This window comes from Geodermatophilus sp. SYSU D00079 (assembly GCF_054050635.1).
Window position 1 is genome coordinate 66,345 of the sequence record NZ_JBJGZS010000023.1, and the last position, 12,968, is coordinate 79,312.

The following is a 12,968-nucleotide window of genomic DNA, read 5'->3' on the forward strand; positions in this document are numbered from 1 at the left end:
TCAAGCGTGCGGCGGGGCGTCCCGGTCGTCGTCCTCGCGCCGCGGCTCCTCGACCACGACCGGCCGCAGCCTCGTCCAGAGCGCGAAGGCCAGGGCGAACACCAGCATGGCGATCCCCGCCCACAGGTTGGCGTTCACGTCGCCGGTCTTGGCGCGCTCGGCCTCGGTGTCGGCCACCAGGCCCATGACCACCAGCACCAGCCCGTAGAAGCCGATCAGGGCGGCGATGACGTTGCGGACGTCGAAGGCGCCCGCGGAGTGCCTGCGCTGCTCGCTCACGATGGGCTCCTCGTTCACCGGAAGACGACGTTCAGGGCGACGACCATGACCAGCGAGATCCCGGCCAGCTTGGTCGGCGACTGGTACCAGGGCAGCCGGTGCGCCTCGGGGTCGGTGCGCACCTCCCTCGGGGTCTCGGAGTAGACGAGACCGGCGAGCTCGGCGACCGGCTTGGGTGCGGTCACCGCGGTGACCGCGACGCTGACGACGATGTCGACGACGAACGCCGTGCCCGCGGCCACGAACGCCCCGCCCTGACCGGGCAGGTCCAGGACGCCGGTCTCCACCATCACGAAGACGGCGACCGCGCCGAGGGTGCCCGAGACCAGGCCGGCCCACCCGGCGGTCGGCGTCATCCGCTTCCAGAACATCCCGAGGATGAACGTGGCGAACAGCGGGGCGTTGAAGAAGCCGAACAGCGTCTGCAGGTAGTCCATCAGGTTGCTGTAGCCGGCCGCGATCAGCGCCGTCCCGATGGCGATCGCGGTGGCCCCGACCGTCGCCCAGCGGCCCACCGTCAGGTAGTAGCCGTCGGGGCGGTCCTTCTTCACGTACTGCTGCCAGATGTCGTAGCTGAAGACGGTGTTGAACGCCGAGATGTTCGCCGCCATCCCGGCCATGAACGCCGCCAGCAGGCCCGCGATCGCGACGCCGAGCAGGCCGTTGGGCAGCACGTCGCGGATGAGGGCGAGGATCGCCTCGTTGTAGGTGAGGCCGCTGTCCTGCCCGGCCTTGAGCTGCTGGATCTCCGGCACCAGCACCGAGGCGATCAGGCCGGGGACGACGACGATGAAGGGCACGAACATCTTCGGGAAGGACCCGATGACCGGGGTGCTGCGCGCCGCGGACATCGACTTGGTGGCCATCGCCCGCTGCACCTCGACGAAGTTCGTCGTCCAGTAGCCGAAGGACAGCACGAAGCCGAGGCCGAAGACGATACCGATGGTCGACCAGACCGGGTTCTGGAAGCCCGAGAGCTCCGTGGCCGGCCAGGACGACAGCTGCTCGGCCCCGCCGGACTCGGTGACCCGGTCGACGAGGCCGCCGATCCCCCCGACGCGGTGCAGGCCGATGAGGGTCAGCGGCAGCAGCGCGGCGACGATGACGAAGAACTGCAGGACCTCGTTGTAGATCGCCGCGGACAGCCCGCCGAGGGTGATGTAGCTCAGCACGATCACCGCGGCGACGATCAGCGACAGCCACAGCGGCCAGCCGAGCAGCGCGTTCACGATCGTGGCCAGCAGGTACAGGTTGATGCCGGCGATGAGCACCTGGGCGACGGCGAAGCTGATCGCGTTCACCAGGTGGGCGCCGGTGCCGAACCGCCGCCTCATGAACTCCGGGACGCTGCGGACCTTCGACCCGTAGTAGAAGGGCATCATCACCACGCCCAGGAAGAGCATGGCCGGGACGGCGCCGATCCAGAAGTAGTGCATCGTCGACATGCCGTACTGCGCGCCGTTGGCCGACATCCCGACGATCTCGACCGCGCCGAGGTTGGCCGAGATGAACGCCAGCCCGGTCACCCACGCCGGCAGCGACCGCCCGGAGAGGAAGAAGTCGAGGCTGTCGGAGACCCGGCGCCGCGCGGCGAAGCCGATCACCAGGACCACCGCGAAGTACACGACGACCAGCAGGTAGTCGACGAACGTCGCGTCGAGTCGCAGCGCGTCCACGGGCGGACCTCCGGTCTGGGGTCGGGTGTCAGGCGAGCCGGCGGGCCCCCGGAGCAGGCGTGACGGCGAAGGTCCGTGGCGCTGTGTACCCCTCCGCGGCGAAGCGATCAGTGATCGCCGTCACGGTCGCGGCCGTCCTCGAGGCGTCGACCAGCACGACCGCGCTCCCGCCGAACCCGCCGCCGACCATCCGCGCGCCCGCGGCCCCGGCCTCCAGCGCGGTGGCCACCGCGGTGTCCAGTTCCACGGTGGAGATCTGGAAGTCGTCGCGCAGCGAGGCGTGGCCGGCGGTGAGCACCGGCCCGATCGCCTCGGGCCCCTGCGCCCCGCGCAGGACGTCCACGACCTGGAGCACCCGCGCGTTCTCGGTGACGATGTGCCGGGCCCGGCGCAGCAGCAGCGCCCCCTCGGCGGTGCCGTCGTCCAGGGTGGCCAGCGCGGCGACGTCGGGGACGTCGCGCAGGGCCGCGACCCCGAGCCGCTCGGCGGCCTGCTCGCACTCGCGGCGCCGGTCGCCGTAGCCGCCGGTCGCGTGGTCGTGGGTCGTGCCCGTGTCGACCACGAGCAGCTCCAGCCCGGCGGCCGCGAGGTCCAGCGGCACCTGCTCGCTCCGGCGGTCGCGGGTGTCGAGGAACAGCGCGTGGCCCGCCGTGCACAGCAGCGACGCGGACTGGTCGAGGATGCCCGTGGGCGCGCCCACGAAGTCGTTCTCGGCCCGCCGCGCGACGTCCACCAGGTCGCCGACCGCGAGGTCGGGTGCGGCCAGGTCGCGCAGCGCCAGGGCGACCGAGCAGGACAGCGCGGCCGACGACGACAGCCCCATGCCCGACGGGACGTCGCCGTCGACCAGCACGCTCACACCACCGGGCACCCGCTCCCGCAGCGCGTCCACGACACCGGCCGGGTAGCCCGCCCAGCCACCGGGCCGGCCGGGCGCGAGCTCGGCGACGGCCACCTCGACCCGGTCGCCGGGGTGCTGCAGCGAGACCAGGGCGACCACGCCGTCGTCCCGCCGGGCGACGGCGGCGCGGGTCGTGTGCGGCAGCGCGACCGGCAGCACGAAGCCCTCGTTGTAGTCGGTGTGCTCGCCGATCACGTTCACCCGGCCCGGGGCGGCCCACACGCCCTCCGGCTCACCGCCGAACGCCTCCGTGAAGGCCCGGCGGGCCCGCTCGACGGCGCTCACGAGGCGTCCACGGCACGCAGCTGCTCGGCCACGTCCTCCGGTGTCGTGTCGCTGATGAACGCGCCCATCCCGGACTCCGAGCCCGCCAGGTACTTCAGCTTGCCCGGGGCGCGGCGCAGGGAGAACAGCTGCAGGTGCAGCCACCAGTCGTCGCGGCCGCGGCCCACCGGCGCCTGGTTCCACGAGGAGATGTACGGCATCGGGGTGTCGAAGCGGTGGGCGAACCGGCCGAGGACGTCGAGGTAGAGCGCGGCCAGCGCGTCGCGCTCCTCACCCGTGAGCGCCGGCAGGTCGGGCACCCGGCGGTGCGGGAACAGCTGGAGCTCGTAGGGCCAGCGGGCCGCGGCCGGGACGAACGCCGTCCAGTGCTCGTTGGCGGCCACCACGCGGGGACCCGAGCGCTCGGCGGCCAGGACGTCGGCGAAGAGGTCCCCGCCGGTGCGCTCGCGGTGCCGCTGGACCGACGCCAGCACCTTCTCCACCCGCGGCGTCACGAACGGGTAGGCGTAGATCTGCCCGTGCGGGTGGGACAGGGTGACCCCGATCTCCTCGCCGGAGTTCTCGAAGACGAAGACCTGCGCCACGCCCTCGATGCCCGACAGCTCCGCGGTGCGCTCGGCCCAGACGTCGACGACCAGCCGGGCCCGCTCGGCGTCCAGGGTCGCGAACGAGCGGTCGTGCTCACTGGTGAAGACGACCACCTCGCAGCGGCCGAAGCCCGGCCGCAGCTCGGTCAGCGGAGCCCCGGGCGCCGTGGGCGGCACGTCGCGCTCGACGGCGGTGGCCAGCGACGGGAACCGGTTCTCGAAGACCACGACCTGGTAGTCGGCCTCGGGGACCTCCGTCGGCGGGCGGCCGGGCCGGGTCGGGCACAGGGGGCACTGGTCGGCCGGCGGCAGGAAGGTGCGGGTCTGCCGGTGGGAGGCCAGGACGACCCACTCGCCGAGCAGCGGGTCCCACCGCAGCTGGGAGCGGGTGCTCACCGGTGGGAGGTCGCGCGGGTCCTCGGCGGTCCGAGCGGCGGTGCTGCCGTCCGCGTCGAAGTAGAGGACCTCGCGGCCGTCGGCCAGCCGACGACTCGTCCGGATCACGTGCACTCCCGCCTTCCTGCCGCTCGTCACCGTGGGTGGGCTCCGAGCAGACGCTGGTCCTGCCCCGGACCGGGCGGCCACCCGGTGCCCGGGACGAGCAGAGCCCCCGGCCCGAAGGCCGGGGGCTCTCCCCTGCTGTAGCCCCGAAGGGATTCGAACCCTCGCTACCGCCGTGAGAGGGCGGCGTCCTGGGCCGCTAGACGACGGGGCCGTACACCGCACATCCTGCCATGTCGCCGGAACGGGCCGGTCACCGGCCCCCCGGAACGAGAAGAGCCCCCGGCCTGGAGGCCGGGGGCTCTGCCCTGCTGTAGCCCCGAAGGGATTCGAACCCTCGCTACCGCCGTGAGAGGGCGGCGTCCTGGGCCGCTAGACGACGGGGCCGTGCGGTACTGCGGTGGTGCGGGAGGAACAGGACTTCCTCGCTGGGGTACCAGGACTCGAACCTAGACTAACGGAACCAGAAACCGTCGGGCTGCCAATTACCCCATACCCCAAGGGCCGTGCTGCGCCTCGCGGCGCTGGACAACACCATACCCGATGCCCTGGGCCGGTTCGGCCACCCCCCGGGGTGACGGTGGTCGCAGGTCCCGGGCCTCGGTGACCGTCTCCGGGGCCAGCCGCGGCCGGGCACGGGCCACGAGCAGCACGTAGGCCGCCATGGCCAGCAGGTCGACCGCGACCACCAGCACACCCGTGCCCGCGGGGACCGCGTCGGTGGTCACCCCCTCCCCCAGCCCGCCGGCCAGCAGGAAGACCAGCACGTTGTTGACCGCGTGCAGCACGATCGCCGCCTCCAGCCCCCCGGTCAGCCACACGACGGCCGAGGCCGCCAGCCCGAAGGCGAACCGGTCGAGGAAGGTCCACACGTCCGGCGGGGCGTGCGCCGCGGAGAACAGCGCCGCGGTGACGACCCCGGCGACGACCGCGCCGGCCTGCGGACGACGGACCCAGCCGGCGATCGCCTGGCTGAGGTAGCCGCGGAAGACGTACTCCTCGGCCGCCGACTGCAGCGGCGTGGTCAGGACCACGACCAGCACCAGCCACACGTAGGACGACGTCGGGCCGGTGACCTCACCGCCCTCCAGCAGGAACCCCAGCAGGAGGGTGACCAGGATGCCGGCGCCGAGGGTGGGCAGCGACAGCAGCGTGGCGGGCAGGAACAGCCGCCAGCGCAGCCGCGCCCGCACCGACGACGACCACCCCGGCCGCATACCGTGCGCCGCCACCCAGGCCAGCCACACGATGGGGATGGCCACGATCAGCGACAGGTTGGTGATCAGCAGGACGCCGGGGTCGACCAGGTCGAGCAGCTGCAGGTCGGGGAACGCCCCGGTGACGAACGCGGCGAGCAGCACCACGGTGGCCGCGACCGTGTAGACGACGGTGATGAGCAGCAGGCCCAGCAGCGGGCGCCACCAGCGCCAGTCCCGCGAGCGCATCACGAGCAGGTAGGGCACCGGCTCGTCGTGCGGCGGCGTCCCCGGCGGCGGCTCGAACCGCAGGCCGGGGGGCGGCGCGGAGTGCGGCCCGGGCTGCAGGGGCACCGGGCCCAGGGGCCAGGCCACCGGTCCGGCCCACGCGCCGGTGGCCGGCAGCGAGTGCACCCCGTGCAGCGCGCCCGGCACGTAGGGCGGCGCCCCGTAGGGCCCGGTCGGCGGCGGCCCCGTGTAGGGCTCGTCGTCGGCCGGTCCCGGGTCTCCGGGCGGCACCCACACCGTCACGGGCGGCCGGTCACCCGGGGACGGCGGCCCGGGCCGCGGCGAGGCGCGCCAGGGTGCGGTCGCGGCCGAGCAGCTCGATCGACTCGTACAGCGGCGGGGAGACCGTGCGGCCGCTGACCGCGACCCGCACCGGCCCGAAGGCCTGGCGGGGCTTGCGGCCCAGCCCCTCCACGAGGGCCTCCTTGAGCGCGGTCTCGATGTCGGCCGTCGTCCAGTCCGGCAGCTCCCGCAGCGCGGTGGTCGCGGCGTCGAGCACCTCGGCGGCGTCCGGCCCGGCCAGCTGCTTGGCCGCGGCGGCCGGCTCGATCTCCACCTCGTCGACGAAGAGGAAGCGCAGCAGGCCCACCGCCTCGGACAGCACCACCATGCGCTCCTGGGCCATCGGGGCGATCGCCCGCAGCACGCGGTCCTGCTCGGCCGTCGGCGGGTCACCCACCAGCCCCGCGCCGGCGAGGAACGGGACGACGCGGGCGACGAACTCCTCGACCGGCAGGGCGCGCAGGTGCGTGGCGTTGATCGCCTCGGCTTTCTTCACGTCGAACCGGGCCGGGTTGGCGCTGACCCGGGTGACGTCGAAGGCCTCGACCATCTCGGCCATGGAGAAGATGTCGCGGTCCTCGGCGATGGACCACCCCAGCAGCGCCAGGTAGTTGGCGAACCCCTCCGGGATGAAGCCGCGCTCCCGGTAGACGTCGACGTTGGACTGCGGGTCGCGCTTGGACAGCTTCTTGCTGCCTTCGCCCGTCACGTACGGCAGGTGCCCGAAGCGCGGGGCGCCCGAGGCGACACCGATCTCGGTGAGCGCCGCGTACAGCGCCAGCTGACGGGGCGTGGAGGGCAGGAGGTCCTCGCCGCGCAGCACGTCGGTGACGCCCATGAGCGCGTCGTCCACCGGGTTGACGAACGGGTACAGCGGCACCCCGTTGCCGCGCACGATGACGAAGTCGGGGACCGAGCCGGCGGCGAAGCGGACCTCGCCGCGCACCAGGTCGGTCCAGACGAGGTCCTCGTCGGGCATCCTCAGCCGGAGCACCGGCTCGCGGCCCTCGGCGCGGAACGCCGCCTTCTGGGCGTCGGTGAGGAATCGGTCGGCGTTGTCGTAGCCGAGCTTCGGGTCCTGGCCGGCGGCCCGCCGGCGGGCGTCGACCTCCTCGTTGGTGGAGAAGGACTCGTAGGCGGCCCCCGCCTCCAGCAGGCGCGCGGCCACGTCGCGGTAGATCTCGTGCCGCTCCGACTGGCGGTACGGGCCGTGCGGGCCGCCCACCTCCGGCCCCTCGTCCCAGTCCAGGCCCAGCCACCGCAGGCTGTCCAGCAGGTGCCGGTAGGACTCCTCGGAGTCGCGGGCGGCGTCGGTGTCCTCGATGCGGAAGACGAACGTGCCGCCGGTGTGCCGGGCGTGGGCCCAGTTGAACAGCGCCGTCCGGAGCAGGCCGACGTGCACCATGCCCGTCGGCGACGGGCAGAACCGGGTGCGGACGCCCCCCGTGGCGGGCACCGTCACCGCCCGCCGCCGGCGGTGGAGACCGTGTCGGCGCCGGACACCGTGTTGGCCAGCGTGCCCAGGCCCTCGACGGTGACCTCCACGCGCTGCCCCGGCCGGATCGGGCCGACGCCCGACGGCGTGCCGGTGAGCACCACGTCGCCGGGGAGCAGGGTCATCACCTGGGAGATGTAGGACACCAGCGTCGGGACGTCGAACAGCAGCTGGCTGGTGCGGCCCTGCTGGCGCAGCTCGCCGTCCACCGTGCAGGTGACCTCGAGGTCGGCGGGGTCCTTGCCCAGGCCGGGCAGGTCGGTCTCGATCCAGGGCCCCAGCGGGCAGAAGGAGTCGAAGCCCTTGGCGCGGGTCCACTGCCCGTCGCTGCGCTGCATGTCGCGCTCGGTGACGTCGTTGCCGATCGTGTAGCCGAAGATGCTGGCCGCGGCCTGCTCCGGGCTCACGTGCCGGGCGCCGCGGGCGCCGATGACGACGCCGAGCTCCGCCTCGTGGTGGACGTTGGTGCTGCCCGGCGGGATGCGGATGGCGTCCCCCGGGCCGATGACCGACGTCGAGGGCTTGAGGAAGAGCAACGGTTCCTTCGGGGCGTCCCCGGTCTTCATCTCCTCGACGTGCGCGGCGTAGTTCTTGCCCACGCACACGACCTTGCTGGGCAGGATCGGCGAGAGCAGCCGGACGTCGGCCTGGGCGAAGCGCTGGCCGGTGAAGGAGATGGTGCCGAAGGGGTGGCCCTCGATCTGGGCGACCTGGCCGTCCCCGTCGAGGACACCGAAGGACATGCCCGAGGGCGAGGCGAAACGGACGATGCGCACGGGTCGAGGCTACTGACCTGCGGCCGACCGCGGTCCGCCCCTACGGTCGCCCCCATGGCCTGCCGACTCAGCGAGCTCGTCGTCGACTGCCGGGACCCCGAGGCGCTGGCCGCCTGGTGGGCGGAGGTCCTCGGGTACCGCGTGCTCTCCCGCGAGGACGGCGAGGTGGAGATCGGCCCGGAGGCCGGGTTCGGCGGGCCCGCCCCCACGCTGGTCTTCGGCCGGGTCGCCGACCCCGCCCCGGGCAAACCGCGGCTGCACGTCGACCTCTCCCCCACCGACCGGGACCAGGACGCCGAGCTGGAGCGGCTGCTGGCCCTCGGGGCCACCCGCGCCGACGTCGGCCAGACCGGCGAGGAGGAGTGGCACGTGCTGGCCGACCCGGAGGGCAACCCCTTCTGTCTGCTGCGCCGCCGGCTCGACCCGTGACACTGTCGCGGCCAGGAGCCGTGCCCGGCTCCGCGGAGCCCTCCGGGCCCCACCCGGACCGACCAAGGAGACAGCCGTGATCCTGATCGTCATCAAGTTCCCCGTCCGGCCCGATCGGATCGACGAGTTCCGGGCCAAGGCCGACGAGTACGCGGCGGCGGTGAACGCCGAGGAGGGCAGCCTGTTCTTCGAGTGGTCCCGCAGCGTCCTGGACCCGAACACCTTCGTCTGCATCGAGGGCTTCCGGGACTCCGAGGCCGGTGCCTCCCACGTGGCCACCCCGCACGCCAAGGCCGCCTTCGACTGGATGTCGGACCTGGTCGCCGAGCAGCCGCAGATCATCTACATCGACACCCCGGAGGTCAGCGGTTTCGGCCCGATGGGTGAGGTCCGGCCGCGGGGCTGAGCGGGCTCGGGCGGGCACCGGACCGGGCGCCCGCCCGAGCGGTCAGGCCTGGACGGCGCGCGCCGGCGCCCGGTGGCGGACGGCGTAGGTGAGCGCGTCGACCAGCGCGTGCCAGGAGGCCTCGACGATGTTGGCGTGGACCCCGACGGTGGTCCACTCCCCCACCCCGTCGGTGGTGTCGATGAGGACCCGCGTGGTGGCGCTGGTGCCGCCCTTCCAGCCGAGGATGCGCACCTTGTAGTCGGCCAGCTGCACGTCGGCCAGGTGCGGGTACCGGCTCACCAGTGCCTGCCGCAGCGCGTTGTCCAGCGCGTTGACCGGGCCGTTGCCCTCGCCGGTGCTGATGATGCGCTCGCCGTCGACGTGCACCTTGACCGTCGCCTCGCTGACCACGACGCCGTTGCCCCAGTGCTCGACGGAGGTCTTGTAGCTCTCCAGCTCGAACAGCGGCGCCGGGGCGTCGGGCAGCTGGGCACGCAGCAGGAGCTCGAAGGAGGCGTCGGCGGCCTCGAAGGACCAGCCGTCGGCCTCGAGCACCTTGACCTGGTCGACGACCCGGCCGATGACGTCCGCGTGCCCGTCGAGGTCGACCCCGAGCTCGCGGCCCTTGAGCTCGACCGAGGCGCGCCCGGCCATCTCGGTGACCAGGATGCGCATGTCGTTGCCGACGACGGCCGGGTCGAGGTGGTTGTACAGCTCCGGGCTCACCTTGATCGCGCTGGCGTGCAGTCCGGCCTTGTGCGCGAACGCCGAGGCGCCGACGAAGGGCTGGTGGTCGTCGGGGGCGATGTTGGCCAGCTCGGCGATCGCGTGGCTGACCCGCTGCAGCTCCGCGAGGCACTCCGGCGGCACCACGGGGAGGTCCATCTTGGTGACCAGGTTGGCGATCAGGGCGAACGTGTCGGCGTTGCCCGCCCGCTCGCCGTAGCCGTTCGCCGTCCCCTGCACGTGGGTGACCCCGGCCTCCACCGCGGCCAGCGAGTTGGCCACGGCGCAGCCGGTGTCGTCCTGGCAGTGGATGCCGAGCCGGCCGTCGACCCGCGACCGGACGTCGGCGACGACCCGGCCGATGCCCATCGGCAGCATCCCGCCGTTGGTGTCGCACATGACCCCGACCTCGGCGCCGGCGGCGAAGGCCGTCTGCAGCACCCGCACCCCGTAGTCGCGGTCGGCGGCGTACCCGTCGAAGAAGTGCTCGCAGTCGAGGAACACGCGGCGGCCGTGGGCGACGAAGAACGCGACGGTGTCGCGGACCATCGCCAGGTTCTCCTCGAGCGTGGTCCGCAGCGCCTGCTGCACGTGCCGCACGTCGGACTTGGCGACCAGGCAGACGACCGGGGTCTCGGCGTCGAGCAGGGCGCGCACCTGGGGGTCGTCCTCGACGCGCACGCCGGCCTTGCGGGTGGAGCCGAAGGCCACCAGCTGGGCGTTGCGCAGCTTGAGCTCGGTGCGGGCCCGCGCGAAGAACTCGGTGTCCTTGGGGAGGGCCCCGGGCCACCCGCCCTCGATGAAGCCGACCCCGATCTCGTCGAGCAGCCGGGCCACGGCCAGCTTGTCGGCGACGGAGTAGCTGACGCCCTCGCGCTGCGCGCCGTCGCGCAGGGTGGTGTCGAAGACGTGGAAGTCGAGGTCGGTGGCGGGATCGAGGGACATCGGGTTCTCCCGGGAGTGGAACGGCCCCGAACACGAAGAAGACCCCCCGGGAACGGGAGGTCTGCGCGCAGTCGGGGGGAGGTGACTGCGCGCTAGGCGATGATGATCGTGCCGGTGGGGTGCATCACGTCGAGTAAAGCACGCGCCCCGCCGCCCCCGGCACTCCCGTACCGGGGACGGCGGTGTGACGTCGTCAGCCGCCGGCGAGCGCGGCGAGGCGGTCGCCGACCTCCGCGGTCCGGATCTGGGCCTGCTGGTCGCGGGTGGACAGGTCGAAGGCGACCGCGGCGTTGACCTTCCTGGCCTGCTCGGTGCGGCCCAGGTGCTCGAGCAGCAGGCCCACCGACAGCACCGTGGCGGTCGGGTCGGCCTTGCCCTGGCCGGCGATGTCCGGCGCCGAGCCGTGCACCGGCTCGAACATGCTCGGGTTGGTGCCCGACGCGTCGAGGTTGCCGCTCGCGGCCAGCCCGATGCCGCCGGTCACGGCCGCGGCGATGTCGGTGACGATGTCGCCGAACAGGTTGTCGGTGACGATGACGTCGTAGCGACCGGGGTCGGTGATGAAGAACATCGAGGCGGCGTCCACGTGCTGGTAGGCGACGGTGACCTCGGGGAACTCCGCGGAGACCTCCTCCACCGTGCGCGACCACAGGGACCCGGCGTGGGTGAGCACGTTGGTCTTGTGGACCAGCGTGAGGTGCTTGCGCGGTCGCGCGACGGCGCGCTCGAAGGCGTACCGGACCACCCGCTCGACTCCGAAGGCGGTGTTGAGGCTGACCTCGGTGGCCACCTCCTGCGGGGTGTCCCTGCGCAGGACGCCGCCGTTGCCCACGTACGGGCCCTCGGTGCCCTCGCGGATGCACAGCATGTCGATGGGGCCGGGGGCCGCCAGCGGGCTGACCACGCCGTCGAAGAGCTTGGCCGGGCGCAGGTTGACGTGGTGGTCGAGCTCGAAGCGCAGCCGCAGCAGCAGGCCGCGCTCGAGGATGCCCGGCGGCACGCCGGGGTCGCCGACGGCCCCGAGCAGGATGGCGTCGTGCTGGCGCAGCTCGTCGAGCACGGTGTCGGGGAGCAGCTCCCCGGTCCGCTGCCACCGGGAGGCCCCCAGGTCGTAGGAGGTGCTCTCCACGTCGGGGGCCACCTCACGGAGGACCTTGAGGCCCTCGGCCACCACCTCCGGACCGATGCCGTCTCCAGGGATCACTGCCAGGCGCATGGGGACAGACCCTAGGTCAGCGCGGGGTGAGGTCCGCCGAGCGGGCCTCACGGGCGCCGATCCGGGCGGCGATGTCCCCGAGCAGCTCCGCGGACACCGGGCTGTCCACGGTGACCGCCATGAGCGCCTCGCCGCCGCGGTTGGTGCGGCTGACCTGGGCGCCGGCGATGTTGATGCCCGCCTCCCCCAGGGCCGCGCCGACGGTGCCGACGACGCCGGGACGGTCGGTGTAGACGAAGAACAGCAGGTAGCCGGACATGTCGAGGTCCATGTCGAAGCCGCCGACCTCGACCAGCTTGGGCACCTGGTTCTTGCCGAAGAGGGTGCCGGAGACGGCGACCTCGGTGCCGTCGGCCATGGCGCCGCGCACGGTGATGAGGTTGCGGTAGTCGGGGCTCTCCACGTCGCTGGTCATGGCGACGTCCAGGCCGCGCTGCTGGGCGAACAGCGGGGCGTTGACGTAGGTGACCTGCTCCTCGACGACGTCGGAGAACACGCCCTTGAGCGCGGCCAGCTGGACGACCGCCACGTCGAACTCGGCGATCTTGCCGCGCACGTCCACGGTGACCGACTGGGCCAGCCCGCCGGCCACGGCGGTGAAGACCCGACCGAGCTTCTCGGCCAGCGGCAGGCCCGGGCGGACGTCCTCGGCGACGACGCCGCCGGCCTGCACGTTGACCGCGTCGGGCACGAACTCGCCCTGCAGCGCCAGCCGCACCGAGTGGGCGACGGCGGTGCCGGCCTTGTCCTGCGCCTCGGTGGTGGAGGCGCCCAGGTGCGGCGTGACGACGGTGTTGGGCAGCCGGAACAGCGGGCTGTCGGTGCAGGGCTCGGTCGCGTAGACGTCGATGCCCGCCGCCCCGACCTGGCCCGACCGGAGCGCGTCGGCCAGCGCGGCCTCGTCGACGAGGCCGCCGCGGGCGGGGGTGCCCATGATAAAACCCCCCGGGGTTGTTGGCCCCCCCGCGGGGCCGCCTAGTCCGCCGGTGTTAGGGGGA

General features: G+C 73.2%; 12 protein-coding genes and 3 tRNA genes. 2 read left to right on the forward strand and 13 right to left on the reverse strand.

What is annotated here, in order from left to right; translation table 11 throughout:
- The 10 genes from ACI79E_RS17255 to ACI79E_RS17300 form a co-directional block, all read right to left on the reverse strand.
- Positions 1 to 279, reverse strand: coding sequence for a hypothetical protein (locus tag ACI79E_RS17255; protein ID WP_456933794.1), 279 nt, complete (start codon positions 277 to 279; stop codon positions 1 to 3).
- Between the two features lie 14 nt (positions 280 to 293).
- Entirely contained in the window at positions 294 to 1,955 is a 1,662-nt protein-coding gene (locus tag ACI79E_RS17260; protein ID WP_456933795.1) for a sodium:solute symporter family protein, read from the reverse strand.
- Positions 1,956 to 1,983: 28 nt separating this feature from the next.
- Positions 1,984 to 3,141: a galactokinase gene (gene galK, locus ACI79E_RS17265; protein ID WP_456933796.1), complete on the reverse strand. Its 1,158-nt coding sequence runs from the start codon at positions 3,139 to 3,141 to the stop codon at positions 1,984 to 1,986.
- Positions 3,138 to 4,232, reverse strand: a complete 1,095-nt coding sequence (galT, locus tag ACI79E_RS17270; RefSeq protein ID WP_456933797.1) for a galactose-1-phosphate uridylyltransferase — start codon at positions 4,230 to 4,232, stop codon at positions 3,138 to 3,140. The genes galK and galT overlap by 4 nt, the downstream gene beginning before the upstream one ends.
- Before the next feature lie 138 nt (positions 4,233 to 4,370).
- A tRNA-Glu gene (locus tag ACI79E_RS17275) sits at positions 4,371 to 4,443 on the reverse strand.
- Between the two features lie 100 nt (positions 4,444 to 4,543).
- Positions 4,544 to 4,616, reverse strand: a tRNA-Glu gene (locus ACI79E_RS17280).
- 41 nt (positions 4,617 to 4,657) lie between these two features.
- Positions 4,658 to 4,729 (reverse strand) — tRNA-Gln (locus ACI79E_RS17285).
- Positions 4,715 to 5,956 carry a CPBP family intramembrane glutamic endopeptidase gene (locus ACI79E_RS17290; RefSeq protein WP_456933798.1) on the reverse strand — a complete coding sequence of 414 codons (1,242 nt, stop codon included), beginning with the start codon at positions 5,954 to 5,956 and terminating at the stop codon, positions 4,715 to 4,717. Before ACI79E_RS17290 ends, ACI79E_RS17285 begins: the two co-directional genes overlap by 15 nt.
- A 10-nt stretch (positions 5,957 to 5,966) precedes the next feature.
- Positions 5,967 to 7,451: a glutamate--tRNA ligase gene (gltX, locus tag ACI79E_RS17295; protein WP_456933799.1), complete on the reverse strand. Its 1,485-nt coding sequence runs from the start codon at positions 7,449 to 7,451 to the stop codon at positions 5,967 to 5,969.
- 2 nt (positions 7,452 to 7,453) lie between these two features.
- Positions 7,454 to 8,266: a fumarylacetoacetate hydrolase family protein gene (locus ACI79E_RS17300; RefSeq protein ID WP_456933800.1), complete on the reverse strand. Its 813-nt coding sequence runs from the start codon at positions 8,264 to 8,266 to the stop codon at positions 7,454 to 7,456.
- Positions 8,267 to 8,320: 54 nt separating this feature from the next.
- Between ACI79E_RS17300 and ACI79E_RS17305 the strand changes: the two genes are divergently transcribed.
- Positions 8,321 to 8,695, forward strand: coding sequence for a VOC family protein (locus ACI79E_RS17305; RefSeq protein ID WP_456933801.1), 375 nt, complete (start codon positions 8,321 to 8,323; stop codon positions 8,693 to 8,695).
- 76 nt (positions 8,696 to 8,771) lie between these two features.
- Positions 8,772 to 9,101, forward strand: coding sequence for a putative quinol monooxygenase (locus ACI79E_RS17310; protein ID WP_456933802.1), 330 nt, complete (start codon positions 8,772 to 8,774; stop codon positions 9,099 to 9,101).
- Positions 9,102 to 9,143: 42 nt separating this feature from the next.
- Here ACI79E_RS17310 and cimA read toward each other — a convergent pair whose 3' ends face one another.
- From cimA to ACI79E_RS17325, 3 genes are all read right to left on the reverse strand, one after another.
- Positions 9,144 to 10,754, reverse strand: a complete 1,611-nt coding sequence (gene cimA / locus ACI79E_RS17315; protein WP_456933803.1) for a citramalate synthase — start codon at positions 10,752 to 10,754, stop codon at positions 9,144 to 9,146.
- A gap of 193 nt (positions 10,755 to 10,947) precedes the next feature.
- On the reverse strand, positions 10,948 to 11,970 hold the full coding sequence (locus tag ACI79E_RS17320; RefSeq protein WP_456933804.1) for a 3-isopropylmalate dehydrogenase: 1,023 nt from the start codon (positions 11,968 to 11,970) through the stop codon (positions 10,948 to 10,950).
- A 16-nt stretch (positions 11,971 to 11,986) separates the two neighbouring features.
- Positions 11,987 to 12,904, reverse strand: coding sequence for an NAD(P)-dependent oxidoreductase (locus tag ACI79E_RS17325; protein WP_456933805.1), 918 nt, complete (start codon positions 12,902 to 12,904; stop codon positions 11,987 to 11,989).
- Positions 12,905 to 12,968 lie beyond the last annotated feature (64 nt).

Bases quoted from the DNA above. Each gene is read 5' to 3' on its own strand.
- ACI79E_RS17305 (WP_456933801.1), top strand. From the start codon at position 8,321: ATGGCCTGCCGACTCAGCGAGCTCGTCGTCGACTGCCGGGACCCCGAG.
- cimA (WP_456933803.1), bottom strand. From the start codon at position 10,754: ATGTCCCTCGATCCCGCCACCGACCTCGACTTCCACGTCTTCGACACC.
- ACI79E_RS17325 (WP_456933805.1), bottom strand. From the start codon at position 12,904: ATGGGCACCCCCGCCCGCGGCGGCCTCGTCGACGAGGCCGCGCTGGCC.
- ACI79E_RS17320 (WP_456933804.1), bottom strand. From the start codon at position 11,970: ATGCGCCTGGCAGTGATCCCTGGAGACGGCATCGGTCCGGAGGTGGTG.